Origin of the sequence: Stenotrophomonas sp. TWI169 (assembly GCF_039674705.1) — a bacterium.
Classification (GTDB): Bacteria; Pseudomonadota; Gammaproteobacteria; order Xanthomonadales; family Xanthomonadaceae; genus Stenotrophomonas; species Stenotrophomonas maltophilia_P.
Window position 1 is genome coordinate 41,925 of record NZ_JBDJOB010000001.1, and the last position, 19,459, is coordinate 61,383.

A 19,459-nucleotide genomic window follows, 5' to 3' on the forward strand; every position below is an offset into this window, starting at 1 on the left:
CGTGCCGCCGTGCCAGCGTGATTGCTGTGCGTGACGTCGTTGTGCGCATGGCGGTGCGCCTGTAGAGAGGAATGTCCCATGGCCATCCGCGTCAAGGTTGTCCCGGCAAGCGAATCGATCAGCTCCGATACCGCCGCCACCACCGTCCGCAATGATGTCGTGACGCTGCAGCAGAGCAGCAACGTCGCACTGGACGTCGATCCAGACCAGGTCGCCGGCTACGTGAAGGACGGCCAGGATCTCGTGGTGCAGCTGAAGACCGGCGAGAACGTCCGCATCGCCAACTTCTATGCTGAAGGACAATCGCCCAGCCATCTGTTCCTGGTGGATGACAAGAAGCTCGTGGCCGTCGATCTGCCGGTGGTGGCCAGCGATGGGCCGTTGGCGGCGAGCTATCTGCCGCAGGAGACGCTGGCTGGATTCGACTCGCTGACGGCAGCGGGCGCGGGCGCGGGCAGTGGCATCAGCGGCGCGATGGTGCTGGGCGGGCTGGCCGCGGTCGGCGCAGCGGTGGCGTTGGCCGACAGCGGCGGCGGTGGTGGTGGCGGATCGGCGAATCCACCGCAGAATCCCCCGGTACCCGATACCACGCCGCCGGCCGCACCCACCGGGCTGGCATTCAGTGCAGACGGCCGGACGCTTACCGGCAGCGGTGAAGTCGGTGCCACGGTGCGCGTCGATACCAATGGTGACGGGCAGCCTGATGCGACCGGAACGGTGGGTGCCGATGGGCGATTCAGTGTCACCCTGTCGCCGCCGTTGACCAACGGCGAGAGCGTGAGCGTGACGCTGGTCGATGCCGCCGGCAACGTGAGCGGACCGGGGCAGGCGACGGCCCCCGATACGACACCGCCTGCAGCGGCCAGCAACGTGGTGGTGGCTGACGACGGCAGCAGCATCAGCGGCAGCGGTGAGCCGGGAGCAACGGTGGGCGTGGATACCGATGGCGATGGCCAGCCCGATGCCACCGTGGTGATCGGCGGCGACGGCCAGTTCACGGTGCCACTGGATCCACCGCTGACCCAAGGCGAGACGATCAGCGTGGTAGTGACCGATCCGGCCGGCAACAGCAGTCCGCCGGTCACGGTGCAGGCGCCCGACTATCCCGACGCGCCGCTGGTGAATGCCAGCAATGGCAGTGTGATTTCCGGAACGGCGGGCGCGGGCCTGACCATCCTGCTTACGGATGGCGATGGCAATCCGATCGGCCAGACGGTAGCGGATGCGAGCGGCAACTGGAGCTTCACGCCGCCTGCGGCGCTTGCTGATGGAACCGTGGTCACTGCCGTGGCCCAGAATGCGGCCGGCAATACCAGCCCCGCCACGTCGATCACCATCGATGGCGTTGCGCCTGCCGCACCGGTCATCGATCCAAGCAACGGCACGACGATCAGCGGTACCGCCGAGGCCGGCAGCACGGTGACCCTCACCGACGGCAATGGCAACCCGATCGGCCAGGTCACCGCCGATGGCGATGGCCACTGGAGTTTCACCCCGGGCACGCCGTTGCCGGACGGCACGGTGGTGAATGCCACCGCAACCGATCCGGCCGGCAACACCAGCGGCCAGGGAAGCATCACGGTCGATGCGGTCGCGCCGTCCATGCCTACCGTGGAGCCCAGCAATGGCGGCACGCTCACGGGCACCGCCGAGCCCGGAAGCACGGTGGTGCTGACCGACGGCAACGGCAATCCGATTGCGGAAGTCGCCGTCGATGGCAGCGGCAACTGGAGCTATACCCCCGGCACGCCGCTGCCCGATGGCACGGTGGTCACGGTGGTTGCCCAGGATGCCTCAGGCAACAGCAGCCCGCCGGCAACGGTCACCGTGGATTCGCAGCCGCCTGCCGCGCCCATACTCGAGGCCAGCAACGGCACCACGCTCAGCGGAACCGCCGAGCCCGGCAGCACGGTCACCTTGACCGATGGCAACGGTAATCCGATCGGGCAGGTCACCGCCGACGGCAACGGTGACTGGAGCTTCACCCCGGCCACGCCGCTTCCGAACGGCACCGTGGTCAACGCCAGTGCCACGGACGCCACCGGCAACACCGGCCCCGGCGCCAGCATCATCGTTGATGCGGTCGCACCCGCCGCCCCGGTCGTGCTCCCCAGCAACGGCACGAGCATCAGCGGTACCGCCGAGCCCGGCAGTACCGTGACGCTGACTGACGGCAGCGGCACTCCGATAGGCCAGACCACCACTGACGGCAACGGCAACTGGAGCTTCACCCCGGCCACGCCACTGCCGGACGGTACCGTGATCAATGCCACCGCCACCGACGCAGCAGGCAACACCGGCGGGCAGGGCGGCACCACGGTGGATGCGGTGCCACCGGCCGCGCCTGTGCTGAACCTGAGCAACGGCAGCGCAGTCACTGGCACCGCCGAGCCTGGCAGCAGGGTGATCCTCACCGATGGCAATGGTGATCCGATTGCCAGCGTAACGGTGGATGGAAGCGGCAACTGGAGCTACACGCCCGCCACGCCGCTGCCCAACGGGACGGTGGTCAACGCCGTGGCAGTGGATGGCTCCGGCAACGCCAGCGTCGGCAGCAGCGTCACCATCGACTCGCAGGCGCCGTCGGCGCCCGTGCTCGACGTCAGCAATGGCACCCTGATCGTTGGCACCGCCGAGCCGGGAAGCACGGTGACGCTCACCGACGGCAATGGCAATCTCATTGCGCAGGTCACCGCCGATGGCTTTGGCGACTGGACCTTCACTCCGGCGACGCCGCTTCCTGATGGCACCGTGATCAACGCCACGGCCACCGATGCCACCGGCAACACCAGTGCGCCTTCGTCGATCACGGTCGATGCCGTCGCACCTGCCGCACCCGTGGTCAACCCGAGCAATGGCATCACGCTCACTGGCACGGCCGAGCCGGGCAGTGTCGTCACGTTGATCGATGGCAGCGGTAATCCCTTCGGTCAGGCCCCGGTCGACAGCAACGGCAACTGGTCGTTCCCGCTCGCTACGCCGCTGCCCGATGGCAGCGTCGTCAGCGCGACCGCCACCGATGCCTCTGGCAATACCAGCGGCGCGACCAGCATCACCGTGGACGCGCTGCCACCGGCTACGCCGGTGCTGAATCCCAGCAACGGCAACACGGTCAGCGGTACCGCCGAGCCCAACAGCACGATCATCCTCACTGATGGCAACGGTGGTCTGATCGCGGAGGTCACCGTCGATGGCAGCGGCAACTGGAGCTACACGCCGGCCACCCCGCTGCCGGATGGCACCGTCGTCACGGCCGTGGCGGTGGACGCGGCAGGCAATACCAGTCCGCCGGCCACCGTCTCTGTCGATGCCAGTGCGCCGCCGGCGCCGGTCATCGATCCCAGCAACGGCACCACCGTCAGTGGTACTGCCGAAGCTGGCAGCACGGTCATCCTGACCGATGGCAGCGGCAATCCGATTGGCCAGGTCACCGCCGACGGCAGTGGCAACTGGAGCTTCACTCCCGGCACGCCGCTGCCGGACGGGACGGTGATCGTGGCGACCGCCACCGATGCCACCGGCAATACCGGTCCCCAGGCGGCCATCACCGTCGATGCGCTGCCGCCGCCGGCCCCCGTGCTCGAACCGAGCAATGGCACGACGATCACCGGCACCGCCGAGGCCGGCGCCACGGTGATCCTCACCGATGGCAATGGCAACCCGATCGGACAGACCACTGCCGATGGCAGCGGCAACTGGAGCTTCACCCCGGCCACGGCACTGCCTGACGGGACGGTGGTCAACGCGGTCGCGCAGGATGCGGCCGGCAACACCGGCCCGCAAGGCAGCACCACGGTCGACGCAGTGGCGCCGCCAACCCCGGTCGTCAATGCCAGCAATGGCAGCGTCCTTACCGGCACTGCCGAACCGAACAGCACCGTGACGCTGACCGATGGCAACGGCAATCCGATCGGGCAGGCCACTGTCGACGGCAGCGGCAACTGGAGCTTCAGCCCCGCCACGCCGCTGCCCGATGGCACGGTGGTCAACGTCACCGCGACCGATGCCGCAGGCAACACCAGCGCACCGGCAAGCACCACCGTCGACAGCTCGTTGCCCTCGATTCCGCTGATCGATCCCAGCAACGGCTCGGTGATCAGCGGTACTGCAGATCCGGGCAATACGGTCATCATCACCGATGGCAGCGGCAACCCGATCGGCCAGGTCACGGCTGACGGCAGTGGCAACTGGTCGTTCACCCCGGGCGTACCGCTGCCCGATGGGACCGTGGTCAACGTGATCGCGCGCAGTCCTTCGGGTGTCGACAGTGCGCCGGCGGCCATCACCATCGATGGCGTTGCGCCGCCGGCGCCCGTGATCGATCCCAGCAATGGGGTCGAGATCAGTGGCACTGCAGAAGCCAATGCAGTCATCGTGCTGACCGACGGCAGCGGCACTCCGATCGGGCAGACCACGGCCGATGGCAGCGGCAACTGGAGCTTCACCCCGGCCACGCCATTGCCCGACGGCACGGTAGTCAACGCCATCGCGACGGACCCGGCCGGCAACAGCAGTGGCCCGGCCAGCATCACCGTGGATGCGCTGGCACCGTCGGCACCGATCATCAACGCCAGCAACGGCGTGGTGATCAGCGGCACCGCCGAAGCCGGTGCGATAGTGATTCTCACCGATGGCAACGGCAACCCGATCGGGCAGACCACGGCCGATGGCAGCGGTAACTGGAGCTTCACCCCCGCCACAGCGCTGCCGGACGGCACGGTGATCACCGCGGTCGCCCAGGATGCGGCGGGCAACACCAGTGGCCCGGCAAGCACCACGGTGGACGCGGTGGCACCGCCGGCACCGGTGATCGACCCGAGCAACGGCAGTGTGGTAAGCGGTACGGCAGAAGCGGGTGCCACGGTGATTCTCACCGATGGCAGCGGCAACCCGATCGGGCAGACCACGGCCGATGGCAGTGGCAACTGGAGCTTCACTCCGGCCACGCCATTGCCCGATGGCACGGTGGTCAACGCCATCGCGACGGACCCGGCCGGCAACAGCAGCGGCCCCGCCAGTACCACCGTCGATGCGGTGGCGCCGCCGGCGCCGGTGATCAACGCCAGCAACGGTGCGGTGATCAGCGGTACCGCCGAAGCCCGCGCGACGGTGGTCCTGACCGATGGCAATGGCGATCCGATCGGGCAGACCACCGCCGATGGCAGTGGCAACTGGTCGTTCACGCCCGGCACGCCGCTGCCCGATGGCACCGTGATCACGGCGGTGGCCCAGGATGCGGCAGGCAACGCGAGTGGCCCGGCCACGACCACCGTGGATACGGTGGCGCCGCCGGCGCCGGTGCTCGACCCGAGCAACGGCAGTGTGGTGAGCGGTACAGCCGAAGCCGGTGCCACAGTGATCCTGACCGATGGCAGCGGCAACCCGATCGGCCAGACCACCGCCGATGGCGCCGGCAACTGGAGCTACACGCCGGCTACACCGTTGCCGAATGGCACGGTGATCACTGCGGTGGCACAGGATGCGGCGGGCAACGGCAGCGGCCCGGCCAGTACCACGGTCGATTCGGTCGCGCCGCCGGCACCGACGATCGACGCGAGCAATGGCAGCGTCATCAGCGGCACCGCCGAAGCCGGTGCGACAGTGATCCTCACTGACGGCAACGGTATTCCGATTGGGCAGACCATCGCCGATGGCAGTGGCAACTGGTCGTTCACGCCCGGCACGCCTCTGCCCGATGGCACCGTCATCAATGCACTGGCGCGCGACGCGGCCGGCAACAACAGCAGCCCGGTCAGCACGACCGTCGATGCGGTCGCGCCCTCGGCGCCGACGCTCGATGCCAGCAACGGCACGGTGATCACCGGCACCGTCGAGCCCGGCGTGAAGGTGATCCTGACCGACGGCAACGGTGATCCCATCGGCGAAGCCATCGCCGATGGCAGTGGCAACTGGAGCTTCACCCCGGCTACGCCGCTGCCCGACGGCACCGTGATCAATGCCATCGCGCAGGATGCGGCCGGCAACAACAGCGGCCCGGTCACCACCACGGTGGATGCGGTGGCGCCGCCGGCCCCGGTGATCGATCCGAGCAATGGCAGCGTCATCAGCGGTACGGCTGAAGCCGGCGCCACGGTGATCCTCACCGATGGCAATGGCGATCCGATCGGGCAAGCTATCGCCGATGGCAGTGGCAACTGGAGCTTCACCCCTGGAGCGCCGCTGCCCGACGGCACCGTGATCAACGCGGTGGCACAGGATCCCGCAGGCAATACCAGCGGCCCGGCCACCACCACGGTGGATGCGGTGGCGCCGCCGGCCCCGGTGATCGATCCGAGCAACGGCAGCGTCATCACTGGCACCGCTGAAGCCGGTGCAACAGTGATCCTGACCGATGGCAACGGCGATCCCATCGGCGAAACCACCGCCGATGGCAGCGGCAACTGGAGCTTCACTCCTGGAGCGCCGCTGCCCGACGGCACCGTGATCAACGCGGTGGCCCAGGATGCGGCGGGCAATAGCAGCGGCCCGGCCACCACCACGGTGGACGCGGTGGCGCCGCCGGCACCGGTGATCGACCCGAGCAACGGCAGTGTCATCACTGGCACGGCCGAAGCGGGTGCCACGGTGATCCTCACCGATGGCAACGGCGATCCGATCGGGCAGGCTATCGCCGATGGCAGCGGCAACTGGAGCTTCACTCCTGGAGCGGCGCTGCCCGATGGCACCGTGATCAACGCGGTGGCCCAGGATGCGGCGGGCAACAACAGCGGCCCGGCCACCACCACGGTGGACGCCGTGGCGCCGCCGGCGCCGCTGCTCAGCGTGAGTGCTGACGGTACGCTGCTGAGCGGCACGGCCGAGCCCAACAGCCAGGTCCGGATTGTGGTCAATGGAGACACCGCGAATCCGATCACCGTCAATGTGGATGGCAGCGGCAACTTCAGCCTGCCGTTCGCACCACCGTTGATTGCCGGCGAGCTGATCTCTGCGGTGGCGATCGATCTGGCGGGCAATACCAGCGGTCCGGCGACGATCAATGCCCCCGATCTTGCGCCACCGGACATCAGCGTGCCGGAGGCCGCCGACACGTGGATCAATGCTGCGGAAATCGGCGACGGCATCCAGGTCGACGTGACCGTTCGCCCGACGATGCAGGTCGGGCAGGTCATCACCGTCAGGTTCGCGGGCCAGAACGGCTACGAGGCCGATGTCAGCCACACCCTGACCGCTGCGGACATCGCGGCCGGTTCGGTGACCGTGACCTTGACGCCGCCCGCTGGCATGGGGCCGTTCCCGGAAGGCGCATCGACTATCACCGCCGAAGTCGCCGGTGGCACCGCATCGGCGCCGGAAGCCTTCACCATCGATACGGTTCCACCCGCAACCCCGGTGCTGTCGCTGGTCGGCAATCTGCTGACCATTTCCGCCGAACCCGGCACCGAATTGACGGTCACGCTGACGGTAGGAGGTGTGACGGCCACGGCGACGGTCACCGCCGACAACAGTGGCCTGGCGTCGCTGAACCTGCTCACCGATCTGGATATCGACTTCACCTGGGACCAGCTGCTCAACGCACAGGTGTCGGTCGTGGGCAGTGATCCGGCTGGCAATCCGAGCAACGTGGCCAGCATCGGCATCGGCACCAGCATCGAACAGCCGGTCACCATCGGCAACTTCGGGGTGGACGTCAGCCTCAATCCTCTCAGTCCGCGCTTTGGCTTCAGTGGCACCACCGAGCCGGATTCGAGCGTTGTGATCCGGGTGATCACGCCCGCGCTGAACGTCGAGCTGCTGCCGATCCAGGCCGATTCCTCCGGCAACTTCTCGCTGAACCTGCTCAGTCCGACCATCCTCAGCCAGCTCGGGTTGAACATCACCGATATCCTCAACCTTGGGTCGCAGATATCCTTCAATCTGGTATCTACCGATTCCAACGGCAACGACAGCGCTGCTTACGGCGTCACGCTGAGTCCGAACGGCCTGTCGTTGAACATCGGTCAGATCGATGTCAACGGTACATCCGGAAATGACGTACTGTCCGGCGCCAACGGCAGTTCCGAGCACATCAACGGCGGCGATGGCAGCGATCTGATCTTCAACGTCGGCAGCGGCGATCACGTGGTCGCCGGCAACGGCGACGACGCGATACAGATCACCGCCACCAACTTCGTCAGCATCGATGGAGGGGCTGGATTCGACACCCTGATCCTGGCCAATGGCATCGACCTGGACTACAACTCGGCCGGTGTGGGCACGCTCAGCAACATCGAGCGCATCGATCTGGGCACGGGAGATTCGGGCAGCGTGCTCACCCTCACGGCGGCGGAGGTGGCGGCAATCACCGATGGCAACGACACGCTGCAGATCACCGGCGAGAGCAACGATGTGCTGAACGTCATCGGTGCGGTCAACACCGGAACCACCCAGTTGATCAATGGTGTGACCTACGACGTGTACACCTTTGGCAGCACCACGCTGCTGGTGGAGGACAACTCGGTGCAGGTGGTGGCCTGATGCCGCAACGGCGGAGCCGAAGGCGGTGGGCAGGAGGAGCGTTCGCGCTCCTCCTGCTGTGCGGCCTGCCGGCGGGGGCCAGTGCGATGAGTGTGGAGCAGGCTGTGCAGACCGGACTGGCGATCCATCCCCGGGTGCGTGCGGCGCTGAGCGAAGCGGAACGGGCAGGCACCGACGTGAAAATCGCACGGGGGGGCTACTTTCCCGCACTGCAGGTCTCTGGCGGACCGCAGGCCGGACACATGTCCGAGATGGTGTACGACGTCACGCTGTCGCAGATGCTGTTCGACTGGGGCCGGACGCGCAGCCAGGTCGAGGCCGCCAGTGCGACCCAGCGCCGCTATCTGGCAGCGCTGGAGGTCGCCCGGGACGACGCAGCGCTGGATATCATCGAGACCTACCTGGACGTGCTGGTCGCCCGCGAAAGAGTGGTGGCCGTGCGTGACTTCCTGCAGCGGATCGAGGGCGTCCGCGGCATGGCCCGCGACCGCAGCGGCAGCGGCTACGCCGACCGCACCGAGCTGGATCGCGCGCAGCTGGAGTTCGCGCGCGGCCAGGACCAGCTGGCGTTCGAGGAAGGCGCGTTGCGCGATGCCAACAACCAGCTGGCCCTGCTGCTGGGCCGGGATCCTGGCCCGCTGCAGGCGCCGGACCTGCCTGCCGGACGGCGGGCGTGGCAGCGTGACGGCCTGGATGCAGCAATCGAGGCCGCGCCGCTGCTGCGGGAATCGCGCGAGGATGCCGCGGCAGCCGAGGCGGAGCTGGCCGAATCGCGCGCGGCATTGAAGCCACAGCTCAACGTGGAGGCATCGGCGCTGCGCCGCGAGATCGGCGGGCAGATGGAGAATGATTCGGTGGTTTCGCTGCGCCTGCGCATGGATGTCCTGCGCGGGTTCAGCAATTTCCAGCGGCCGGCGGCGGCCCGGCAGCGACTGGAGGCGGCGCAGTGGAGTGCCGACGCCACCCGCCGTGATCTGCGGCGCAAGATGCGCACCTTGTTCGACAACGCCGATGCGCTGGTACTGCGTGAGCAGGCGCTGCAGCAACAGGTGGAGGAGTCCACGCACGTCGGCGGCCTGTATCACGACCAGTTCCAGGTCGGACGCCGCGACATCATCGATCTGCTCAGCGTGCAGCGCGAGCGGATGGAGGCCGAACGCCAGCTGGCAACTCTGCGCATGGAGCGGGTCCGTATCGATTATCGCGCTGCCGCCCAGATCGGGCAGCTGGGTGAGTTGCTTGGAGGGAGGACGCATGCAGACGCCGCGCATTGAATCGACTACCACCGGCAGCGGCAACACGCCGCGCGACCCGCTGCAGGATGGCCTGCTGCTGCTGTGCGAGCGGCTGGGCCGGCCACTGGGTGCTGCCGAGCTGGTTGACGGCATTGCTCTGGAGCAGGGGCGGCTGCCATTGCAGCGGGTGCCACGCGCGCTGCGGCGGGCGGACCTGAACGCGCGCGTGGAGGCCTTCGAGCTGACCGACATCGACGCCTATCTGCTGCCGGTCCTGCTGCTGCTGAACAATGGGAACACGCTGTTGTTGACGGCGATCAGCGATGACCAGGCGCAGGTGGAGGTGCCACAGGCCGAGGGTGGCACACAGGCCATGCCGCTGCAGGCACTGCAGGCGCTGTACAGTGGTACTGCAGTGTTCGCCAAACCGCGCTTCCGCTCGGATGGCCGGGTCGGCGATTTCGCCGCGGGCCGGGGTGAGCACTGGTTCTACGGGCCACTGCGTCAGCTGTGGCGCTCCTATGTCGAGGTGGGGGCCGCCGCATTCGTGGCCAACCTGCTGGCCATTGCGACGGCGATCTTCGCCATGCAGGTCTATGACCGGGTGGTGCCGGTGGCAGCGTTCGACACGCTATGGGTGCTGGCCAGTGGCGTTGCCCTGGCGGTCATCATCGAAGGGGTGCTGCGCGTCCTGCGCGGGCAGCTGCTGCATGTGCTCGGCAAGCGCATGGACCTGCAGCTGGGAACGCTGCTGTTCGCCCGCGTGCTGGGGACCCGGATCAACGCCAAGCCGGCGTCGATGGGGGCATTCAGTACGCAGGTGCGCGAGTTTGAGGGCGTGCGTGATTTCTTCACCTCGTCCACCGCTGCGCTGCTCAGCGACCTGCCGTTCGTGTTCGTGTTCCTGCTGCTGATCGCGCTGATCGGTGGGCATGTGGTCTGGGTGCCGGTGGTGGCCTGTGTCCTGATGGTGCTGCCGGGCGTGCTCGCGCAGCGCCGGCTGGGTGAGCTGTCGCGGCAGAATCTGCGCGAAGGGGCGATGAAGAACAGCGTGCTGCTGGAGGCCTTTGAACACCTGGAATCAGTAAAGGCCACCCGTGCCGAAGGCCGTAGCCTGAAGCACTGGGAAAGCCTGACGGCGCAGCTGGCGGGAACGGCATTGAAGACAAGTACGCTCACCGCCAGCCTCAGCCATGGCGCGGCCGTGGTGCAGCAGCTTGCGTATGTGGGTGTGGTTGCCTTCGGTGTCTACCGCATCAATGACGGTGCGATGACCGTGGGCGCACTGGTGGCGTGCTCGATCCTGTCATCGCGTGCGATCGCGCCGCTGGCGCAGGTTGCGGCGGTGCTGGGGCGCTGGCAGCACACCCGCGTCGCCATGGAGGGGCTGGACCAGTTGATGGGCGCCGAGCAGGAGCGCCCACAGGGCGCCCGGTTCGTGCACCGGTCGCGCCTGCAGGGTGCCTACCAGCTTCACGATGTCCGCCTGGCGCTGGGCGAAGGGCCGTGGGTGGTCGACGTGCATGAGCTGTCCATCGCACCTGGGCAGCGGGTGGCGCTGCTGGGCGGCAACGGTGCGGGCAAGTCCAGCCTGCTGCGCGTGCTGTCCGGACTGGTGACGCCGCAGCAGGGACGCCTGTTGCTGGACGACGTGGCGCTGGCACAGATCGATCCCGGTGACCGTGCACGCAACATTGGTTATCTGCCGCAGGATGTGGCGCTGTTCCATGGCAGCCTGCGCGACAACCTCAATCTGGAAGGTGCCGCCTGGCGGGATGATGAGCTGCTGGAGGCGCTGGACGCGGTGGGCATGGGGCCTTTCGTGCGCGGCAATCCGTTGGGGCTGGACCAGCTGGTGATGGGCAACGGCAGCCTGTCCGGTGGCCAGCGCCAGGCCATCGGCCTGGCCCGGGTGATCCTGCAGGATCCGCCTGTCGTGCTGCTGGATGAGCCCACCGCCGCCTTCGACCAGCAGAGCGAGACCCATGTCATCCAGTTCCTGCAGCGTTGGCTCGGCCAGCGCACGCTGGTACTGACCACCCACAAGCGCAGCATGCTGGCCCTCGTCGAGCGTGCCGTGGTGATGCGCAACGGCAGGATCATCATGGACGGCCCATTGGAGCAGGTGGTGCAGGGCAACCAGGTGCAGCCGATCGCCGCGGTCGCGGGAGGACATCATGGTTGAGCGGCAGAAGCGTTCGCAGCGCCTGCGGCGCGAGCTTGCGGATCCACTGCTGGCGTCCACGCATCCCGTGTACCGACCGCTGTTGTGGGTGCTGCTGGCGACGGTGGCCATCGCCGTGGGCTGGGCCGCGCTTGCGCAGCTGGACCAGGTGACCCGTGGCGAGGGCAGGGTGGTGCCGTACAGCCGCATGCAGAAGATCCAGAGCCTGGAAGGCGGCATCCTCGATCGCCTGCTGGTGAAGGAGGGAGACCTGGTCGAAGTGGGCCAGCCGCTGGTGCGGCTGGAGGAAACCCACTTCCGCACCAACTACGAGGAATCGGCCAACCAGTCGCAGGTGCTGCGGGCCGCAATCGCGCGACTGGATGCGGAGGTGCTGGGCAAAGGTGCCATCGAGTTCCCGGACGACATTCCAGCCGGGAGCGCGCTGGCACGTTCGGAGCGGGAGCTGTACCAGTCCCGCCGTGCGACATTGCAGCAGAGTTCGGCAGCCATCGGCCAGCAGCTGTCGATCGCGCGCGACCAGCTGCGGATCGTGCGGCCGCTGGTCGCGCGCAACGCCGTCAGCCAGATGGAAGAGTTGAAGCTGACCCAGGAAATCGCCACGTTGACCGGCAAGCTCAGCGAGTTGCGCAACACCTATTTCCAGGAAGCCTATACCGAACGCTCCAAGCTGAAGGCGGAGTTGTCCGCACTGGAGCCGATCGTGCACCAGCGGCAGGACCAGCTGCGGCGCACCGAGATCCTGTCGCCCGTGCGTGGGCGGGTCAACACGGTGCTGATCAATACCCGCGGTGGCGTGATTCCTCCCGGCGAGCCGATCATGGAGGTGATTCCGGTGGAGGAACGGCTGCTGGTGGAAGCCCGCGTCAAGCCGCGCGACGTCGCGTTCCTGGTGCCGGGCATGCCGGCCAAGGTCAAGATCACCGCCTATGACTACACCATCTACGGCGAACTCAGCGGCACCGTCGAGCAGATCAGTGCCGATACCATCGAGGAGGATACGCCGCGGGGCAAGGAATCGTTCTACCAGGTGCTGATCCGCACCGATGGCAGCCAGCTGCGGCGGCACGGCGAGGCCCTGCCGATCATTCCCGGCATGGTGGCGGATGTGGACATCCTGACCGGCAAGCGCAGCGTCCTGAACTACCTGCTGCGACCGTTGATCAAGGCGCGGTTGAACTGAGACCGGGAGTCGGCCGCATGCCATGCAGCTGCGGCAGGGCGGCCTTCATCGCATCGATGAAGGCGCGCAGCCGCGCCGGCTGCTGGCGCGCGGCAGGAAACACCACATGCACCGGCAGGGGCGGCGCTTCCCAGCCCGGCAACAACTGGACCAGGCGGCCGTGCGCCAGATCCTCGGCGACCAGCCAGGCCGATACCACCGCCGCACCCAGGCCCGCACGCGCCGCCTGCTGGACCACGAACAGGTTGTCACTGAGCAGGCGCGGCGTGATCGACAGTGTGTGCGGACGCCCGCGTGCGTCGTACAGCAGCAGGCGTTCGCGGTAGTAGGTGACGAGGGAGATCCAGGGCAATGCCTGCGCCTGTGCAGCGGTGGTCACCGCATCGGGATCGACCAGCGAAGGCGCGGCGACCACGATGCGTGGGACTTCGGCCAGCGGCAGCGCGACCATGCGTGGCTCGTCCACCGGGCCGACCCGCACCGCACAGTCGACGCCCTCGGCAATGAAGTCCGGGCGCCGGTCTTCGAGGATCCACTCCAGGCTCAACTGTGGATGCCGGGCGAGGAAGGCGAGCATGGTCGGCAGCAGCTGTGCCTGTCCAAACGCATGCGGCACCATCACACGCAGGCGCCCACGCAGCACGTCGGGTTGTCCCTGCAGTTCGGCCTGGAGCGTTTCCCATTCTTCCACCACCCGCTGCGCGTGCCGCTGGCAGCGCATGCCCTCCTCGGTCAGCTGCAGACCATGCGTGGACCGGTGCAGCAGTCGCAGGCCCAGTTGCCGTTCCAGTGCCTGCAGGCGGCGGCTCACGGTGGGCTGGGTGGTACCCAGCTGCACGGCGGCGGCAGACAGGCTGCCGGCGTCGACGATGCGCAGGAAGGTGCGCAGCAGGTCGAGCCGGTCGGCGCCCGGGGCCATGTCCATCATACGCACCATGTATGAAAAGTATTCATTTGATCCTACTACAGACGTGAGGCGAATAGGCGCAGGCTACCTCCCGTTCCCTGACTGGAGTTGCTGATGTCCACCCCCACGCTTTCCGTGACCGCCCCGCCGGTCGTGGCTCCTTCCACCTCCCTGGTACTGGCGATGGCGGCCGGTGCCGGGTTTTCGGTGGCATCGCTCTATTACAGCCAGCCGATGCTGGGACTGATCGCCCAGGACCTGTCCGCGGGCGAGCGCGCGGCAGGTCTGGTGCCGACCCTGACCCAGCTCGGCTATGCGCTGGGCATCCTGCTGCTGGCGCCCTTGGGGGATCGTTTCGACCGCCGATCGCTGATCCTGCTGAAGTCCGCGCTGCTGTCGGTTGCACTCGCCGCAGCGGCCGGGGCGGGGCACCTGCCGGGCCTGCTGATGGCCAGCCTGCTGGTCGGGTTGATGGCAACGCTGGCCCAGGACATCGTGCCTGCCGCTGCGGCGCTGGCTCCGGATGCGCAACGCGGGCAGGTGGTCGGACGGGTGATGACCGGTCTGCTGCTGGGCATCCTGCTGTCGCGCGTGGTCAGCGGGATGGTGGCCGAGGCCTGGGGCTGGCGCACCCAGTTCGTGCTGGCGGCCGTGTCCGTGGCGGCGATGGGGGTGGTGATGGCGCGTGCACTGCCCCGCTTCGCACCCACCAGCACCCTGCGCTATCCGGCGCTGCTGGGCTCGTTGCTGTCGCTGTGGCGGGAGCAGCCGCAGCTGCGCCGGGCGGTGGCGAGCCAGTCGTTGCTGGCGGTGGGTTTCAGCGCGTTCTGGTCAACCCTGGCGCTGATGCTGCATGCGCGTCTGGGACTGGGCAGTGCTGCCGCCGGCGCCTTCGGTATTGCCGGTGCGGCGGGCGCGCTGGCGGCGCCGTTCGCCGGTCGCTTCGCCGACAGGCTGGGCAGCCCCGCAGTGGCACGCCTGGCGATCATGGTGGCATTGCTTGGCTTTGCACTGCTGCTCGCCGAATCGTGGCTGCCCGCAGCGGCACTGCTGCCGCTGCTGGTGGCCAGCGCACTGCTGTTCGATTTCGGCTTCCAGTCGGCTTTGGTGGCCCACCAGACACTGGTGTATGGCCTGGCGCCCGCCGCACGCAGCCGTCTCAATGCAGTACTGTTCACCGGCATGTTCATCGGCATGGCGGCCGGAGGCGCACTTGGCAGCCTGGCATTGGCGCAGTGGGGGTGGCATGGGGTGGCATGGCTGGCGACGCTCTGTGCCGGTGGCAGCCTGCTGATCCGCCTGCGCTGAGCGCTGCGCGCGCAGCCGCGCGTCAATCGTGGCCGCTGTCGTCCAGGCTGATGATGCCGCGGCGCAGGGCCTGGGTGACCGCATGGGTGCGGTCGCCGACGCCCAGCTTGTCCATCAGGCTCTTCATGTGCGCTTTTACCGTCTGCTCCGAGATCTGCATGCGTTCGCCGATGCGCTTGTTCGAGAGTCCGCCGGCAACATGCCGCAGCACCTCGGTTTCGCGCGGCGACAGCCGGTCCTCCACCACGTGCGCGGCGATGCTGGCGGCCACCGTGGGTGGAATAGGCGCACGGCGACCACCGGCCACCATGCGGATGGTATCGATCAGTTCATGGCGCAGCATGTCCTTGAGCAGGTAGGCGCTGGCACCGGCCTGCAGGGCGCGCACCGCGCGCACGTCGCCGCGGTAGGTGGTCAGCACGATGATGCGGGCACGCGGGTCGAGCGCGCGGATCCGCATGATGGCCTCGACACCGTCCAGCCGGGGCATCTGCAGGTCCATCAGCACCACGTCCGGTTGCAGATGCTGGTACTGCGCGATGGCTTCTTCACCGTCGGCAGCTTCGCCCAGCAGCCTCAGGTCCGGCTGGGCGCCGAGCAGGGCCGCCAGGCCGTCGCGCAGCAGCGGGTGGTCATCGACCACCAGCACGCCGATGGGAGGGGAGAGCTCAGTCATGGTCAGGTCTGCTCCAGGGCCAGCGCCAGCGCGACGGCCTTCGGTGATAGAGGCGGCGCGCGGGGACCGACAGCGCCACTTCAGTGCCCAGGCCGGGCCGCGTCCACAGCTTCAGCGCCGCGCCCAGCCGCTGCGCGCGCTCGCGCATGCCCTGCAGCCCCCAGTGGCCGGCACCGGCATGGTCGTCGGCAATGCCAACGCCGTCATCGCGGACATGCAGCAGGAAGCAGCGGGCACCGTAGGACAGCTCGACCTCGATGGCGCTGGCGTGCGCATGCCGCAATGCATTGCGGATCGCCTCGCGGCCGATCAGGAACACCTCCTCGGCAGCATCCGGCTGCAGGCGGGGCGGGGTGCCTTCCACGGTCAGGCGCAGTGGGTTGGTGCCCTGGCCGGCGTACTCAGCGTGCACATCGGCCAGGGCCGAGGCCAGATCACGACCCGCGAAGGGACCGTCGCGCAGGGCGTTGACCCGTTCGCGGCCCTCGGCCAGATTGCGTTCGGCCAGCTGCATCGCCGATTCCAGCTGGCTGCGCACGGTTTCCGGTGTCTGTGGTGACTGGCTGATCGCGTGCAGGCGCAGGATCAGGCCCTGGCTGCCCTGCAGCAGCGTGTCATGCAGGTCACGGGCGATGCGCTCGCGTTCGCCGTTGCGCTCCTGCAGCCGGGCCCGGAACAGCGCGGCCAGCTGTCCGCTGCGGATCCGTACGGCCATCACCAGCACCGCCAGCACCAGCAGCGCGCACAGCAGCTTGAACCAGACCGTCTGCATGAAGGTCGGTGCGATGCGGAAGCTGCGATGCGCCGGCACCCGGCTCCAGATGCCGTCTTCGTTGGCGGCCTCCACCTCGAAGCGATAGCTGCCGGGGGCCAGGTTGGTGTAGTAGGCGCGGGTGCTGCTGCCGGCGTCCTGCCAGTCCTCGTCGACACCCGACAGTCGATAGCGGTAGCGGTTGCGTTCGGGCCGGGCCAGTGAAAGGGCCACGTAGTCGATCTGCAGCTGGGTGGTACCAGCGGGCAGGCGCATATTGTCACGCAGTGGTTCGTGCACGTTGCCGTACAGCACATCGCCGATGCGGACGCTCGGCGCCATGCTGTTGACGTGCGCGTGGGTCGTGTCCAGCCATGCCAGGCCCTGGTTGGTGGCCAGCCAGAGCAGCCCGTCACCGGCCAGCACCGCCGTGGAGATCGGACCGCTCTGCAGGGCGACGCCCGGCATGCCGTCCACGGCATCGAACAGGCGCGGCGTCACCGGCAGGCCGGCGCGCAGCGCGTGCCGCAGATGCGCGCTGTCCAGACGCACCAGGCCGCGGCTGCCGTTGAGCCAGAGCCGGCCCTGTGCATCGGCCACCATGCCGGTGATGCCTTCGAGCACGCCCGCAAGGTCGGTGCGTACCGGCATGAAACGTCCGCCGCCCAGGCGTGCGGCCAGGCCCGATTCGCCGGCGACCAGCAACAGATCGCGCTGCCGCAGCAGGGCAGTCACCGGCCCCACTGACAGCCCCTGCGCGGCACCGAAGGTCTCGATCGTGCTATCACCCAGATGGCGCAGGCGTCCATCGGCATACCCCAGCAGCAGCTGGCCGTTGTGGTCCATTGCCAGGGAGGAACAGGCCTGCTCGGGCAGGCGCGGTTCGCGCTGCCAACGGCCCTGCGCGTAATGCAGCACGCCGCGCTCGCCGGCACAGACCCAGGCCTGCTCGTCATCGGGAAACAGCAGTGCGTGCAGTGGCTGGCCGGTGAACGGCGCCGGCAGTGCGATCCGTGCGGTCCGGCCGTTACGCGTGCGCGCGAGATTGACCCAGTCGAATTGCCAGATCGGCGTCGGCGCGCCGCGCGCAGCGGCTTTCAGTTGCGCGCCACTGCCGTCGAGCAGCTCCCGGCGCAGGTCATAAGGTGCCAGATCCTCGCCGTAGCCATACACGCGGCCATCGCTGGCACGGACCAGCGAGCGATACGGATCGGCAGGACCGGCCGACAGCGTTTTCACGCTGCGCGCGCGGAAGCGGTTGAGGCCGAGATTGGTGCCGACCCAGATATTGCCTTCGCGGTCGGCCATGATCGGCACGGCCGACGTTGCGGTCAGGCCATCCGGTGAATCGAAACGTTCCATGCGCACGGCGCGCTTGCCATCGAACGTGACCCTGGCGACCCCACCGTGCGGGCTCATCGTCGCCCACAGCGCGCCATCAGCGGTGAACTGCAGCCGCGCAGCGACCAGCTCCGGCAGGCGGCGTGCTTCGCGCTCGTGCTGTGGCAGCACACCCTCCGCGTTGGCCAGCGGCGAGGTGCCGCGCACGCGGTCGGCCAGCCACACCTCACCCAGCGGGCTCTCCACCAACGTGGCCATCTGCGAGACAGCGATGCCGGTGTCCTCGAAGCGGACGGCACCCGGCGCGCGTTTCCAGATCTTCAGGTCGGCCAGCACCCAGAAGGTATTGCGGCTGTCCTGCAGGACCCACTGCACGCGCCGCTCGGGTAGGCCTGCGCTGGCCGGTGGCGGCCGCCAGCGCTTGCCGTCGAACCAGCGCAGCCCGCCGTTGATGGCGGCCCAGCGGCGTCCCTGCTGGTCGCGGCTGAAGCGCGGCACCACGCCGACCGGAACCCCTTCCGCGCGCCCGAAGTTGCGCAGCTGGCCATTGGCGAACTGGCTGATGCCCGCCTGGAAATAGCCGATCCACAGCGCATCGCCATCGCCGGGCACCAGGGTGACCATGTTGGTGGAGGGAAATCGGCTGCCGGGCGGTGCGGGCTGCCGCTCGAAGCGACGCCCGTCGAAGCGGTACAGCCCGGAGCCGGTGGCCAGCCAGAGCAGGCCGTCGCGATCCTGGGCGATGTCCCAGATATCGCCGGGTGCGCCCTGTCCCACCCGCCAGGCGGTGTGCTCGTAGCCGGGCAGCCCGCTGCTCACTGCCGGGCGCTGCACGGCGTGGGCGGGCAGGGCGATGCACAGCAGCAGGCACATCAGCAACGCCGTCAGGCGACGCAGGGAAGGGAAGGGGCAGCCATGCATGCAGCGCATTCTCGCAGGTGCGGGGCAGGGCGGGGTGACCCGAACGGGGTAGGCGCCTGCCGCGGCACTCGGCTATCACGCCGGCATGGACCACAGAGACTCTCCATGCAGCGCCTGTTCGTGATGTTTCCTGACCGCGGTCCCGGCGCCGGCCTGTTGTGGCTGCGGCTGTGCATGGTCGCAGCGCTGTGCGTGCGCCCGTCCGACGCGGGCTGGCTGACGGCTGCCTGCCTGCTGGTCGCCCTGTCGCTGCTGCTGGGGGTGCTGACGCCGCTGTCGGCGCTGCTGGCCGTGCCGTGCCTGTTCTGGCAGTCCGTGCCGTGGGCCCTGGCGTTGCTGCCGTTGGCCCTGCTGGCACTTGGGCCGGGTGCCTACTCGCTGGACGCGCGGCTGTTCGGACGACGTGTGCTGGAGCGACGGTCTCCCCCATTCGGGTAGGTGCTGCCCTCGTCCGTCGGGGGTAGGGCATCGTGCCGG

9 protein-coding genes are annotated in these 19,459 nt (G+C 68.3%); 6 read left to right on the top strand and 3 right to left on the bottom strand.

Annotated elements, in window-relative coordinates; all coding sequences use genetic code 11:
- Positions 1 to 78 precede the first annotated feature (78 nt).
- From ABE543_RS00170 to ABE543_RS00185, 4 genes are all read left to right on the top strand, one after another.
- Positions 79 to 8,475, top strand: a complete 8,397-nt coding sequence (locus ABE543_RS00170) for an Ig-like domain-containing protein (RefSeq protein ID WP_346475088.1) — start codon at positions 79 to 81, stop codon at positions 8,473 to 8,475.
- Positions 8,476 to 8,579: 104 nt separating this feature from the next.
- A complete protein-coding gene (locus ABE543_RS00175; RefSeq protein ID WP_319637168.1) occupies positions 8,580 to 9,749 on the top strand; it encodes a TolC family protein in 1,170 nt (389 codons plus the stop codon).
- Positions 9,730 to 11,895, top strand: coding sequence for a type I secretion system permease/ATPase (locus ABE543_RS00180; protein ID WP_346475089.1), 2,166 nt, complete (start codon positions 9,730 to 9,732; stop codon positions 11,893 to 11,895). Before ABE543_RS00175 ends, ABE543_RS00180 begins: the two co-directional genes overlap by 20 nt.
- The gene (locus tag ABE543_RS00185) at positions 11,888 to 13,078 is read left to right on the top strand and encodes an HlyD family efflux transporter periplasmic adaptor subunit (RefSeq protein ID WP_005414746.1); all 1,191 of its coding nucleotides are present in this window, start codon (positions 11,888 to 11,890) and stop codon (positions 13,076 to 13,078) included. The genes ABE543_RS00180 and ABE543_RS00185 overlap by 8 nt, the downstream gene beginning before the upstream one ends.
- Here ABE543_RS00185 and ABE543_RS00190 read toward each other — a convergent pair.
- Entirely contained in the window at positions 13,059 to 14,006 is a 948-nt protein-coding gene (locus ABE543_RS00190; RefSeq protein WP_065182966.1) for a LysR family transcriptional regulator, read from the bottom strand. The genes ABE543_RS00185 and ABE543_RS00190 overlap by 20 nt on opposite strands.
- Before the next feature lie 93 nt (positions 14,007 to 14,099).
- On the opposite strand from ABE543_RS00190, the gene ABE543_RS00195 reads away from it, so the two are divergent.
- A complete protein-coding gene (locus tag ABE543_RS00195) occupies positions 14,100 to 15,293 on the top strand; it encodes an MFS transporter (RefSeq protein ID WP_065182965.1) in 1,194 nt (397 codons plus the stop codon).
- 22 nt (positions 15,294 to 15,315) lie between these two features.
- On the opposite strand, the gene ABE543_RS00200 is transcribed toward ABE543_RS00195, so the two are convergent.
- Positions 15,316 to 15,969, bottom strand: coding sequence for a response regulator transcription factor (locus tag ABE543_RS00200; protein WP_346475090.1), 654 nt, complete (start codon positions 15,967 to 15,969; stop codon positions 15,316 to 15,318).
- Complete coding sequence (locus tag ABE543_RS00205) at positions 15,962 to 18,991, bottom strand: triple tyrosine motif-containing protein (protein WP_346475091.1); 3,030 nt, start codon at positions 18,989 to 18,991, stop codon at positions 15,962 to 15,964. The genes ABE543_RS00200 and ABE543_RS00205 overlap by 8 nt, the downstream gene beginning before the upstream one ends.
- A 96-nt stretch (positions 18,992 to 19,087) precedes the next feature.
- Here ABE543_RS00205 and ABE543_RS00210 point away from each other — a divergent pair, with 96 nt between their 5' ends.
- On the top strand, positions 19,088 to 19,420 hold the full coding sequence (locus ABE543_RS00210; RefSeq protein WP_279941610.1) for a hypothetical protein: 333 nt from the start codon (positions 19,088 to 19,090) through the stop codon (positions 19,418 to 19,420).
- The last annotated feature ends 39 nt before the right edge of the window (positions 19,421 to 19,459 follow it).

Excerpts from the sequence above, each read along its gene's own strand:
- ABE543_RS00210 (WP_279941610.1), top strand. The coding sequence starts at position 19,088 with ATGCAGCGCCTGTTCGTGATGTTTCCTGACCGCGGTCCCGGCGCCGGC.
- ABE543_RS00195 (WP_065182965.1), top strand. The coding sequence starts at position 14,100 with ATGTCCACCCCCACGCTTTCCGTGACCGCCCCGCCGGTCGTGGCTCCT.
- ABE543_RS00205 (WP_346475091.1), bottom strand. The coding sequence starts at position 18,991 with ATGCGCTGCATGCATGGCTGCCCCTTCCCTTCCCTGCGTCGCCTGACG.
- ABE543_RS00170 (WP_346475088.1), top strand. The coding sequence starts at position 79 with ATGGCCATCCGCGTCAAGGTTGTCCCGGCAAGCGAATCGATCAGCTCC.
- ABE543_RS00200 (WP_346475090.1), bottom strand. The coding sequence starts at position 15,969 with ATGACTGAGCTCTCCCCTCCCATCGGCGTGCTGGTGGTCGATGACCAC.
- ABE543_RS00180 (WP_346475089.1), top strand. The coding sequence starts at position 9,730 with ATGCAGACGCCGCGCATTGAATCGACTACCACCGGCAGCGGCAACACG.
- ABE543_RS00185 (WP_005414746.1), top strand. The coding sequence starts at position 11,888 with ATGGTTGAGCGGCAGAAGCGTTCGCAGCGCCTGCGGCGCGAGCTTGCG.
- ABE543_RS00190 (WP_065182966.1), bottom strand. The coding sequence starts at position 14,006 with ATGATGGACATGGCCCCGGGCGCCGACCGGCTCGACCTGCTGCGCACC.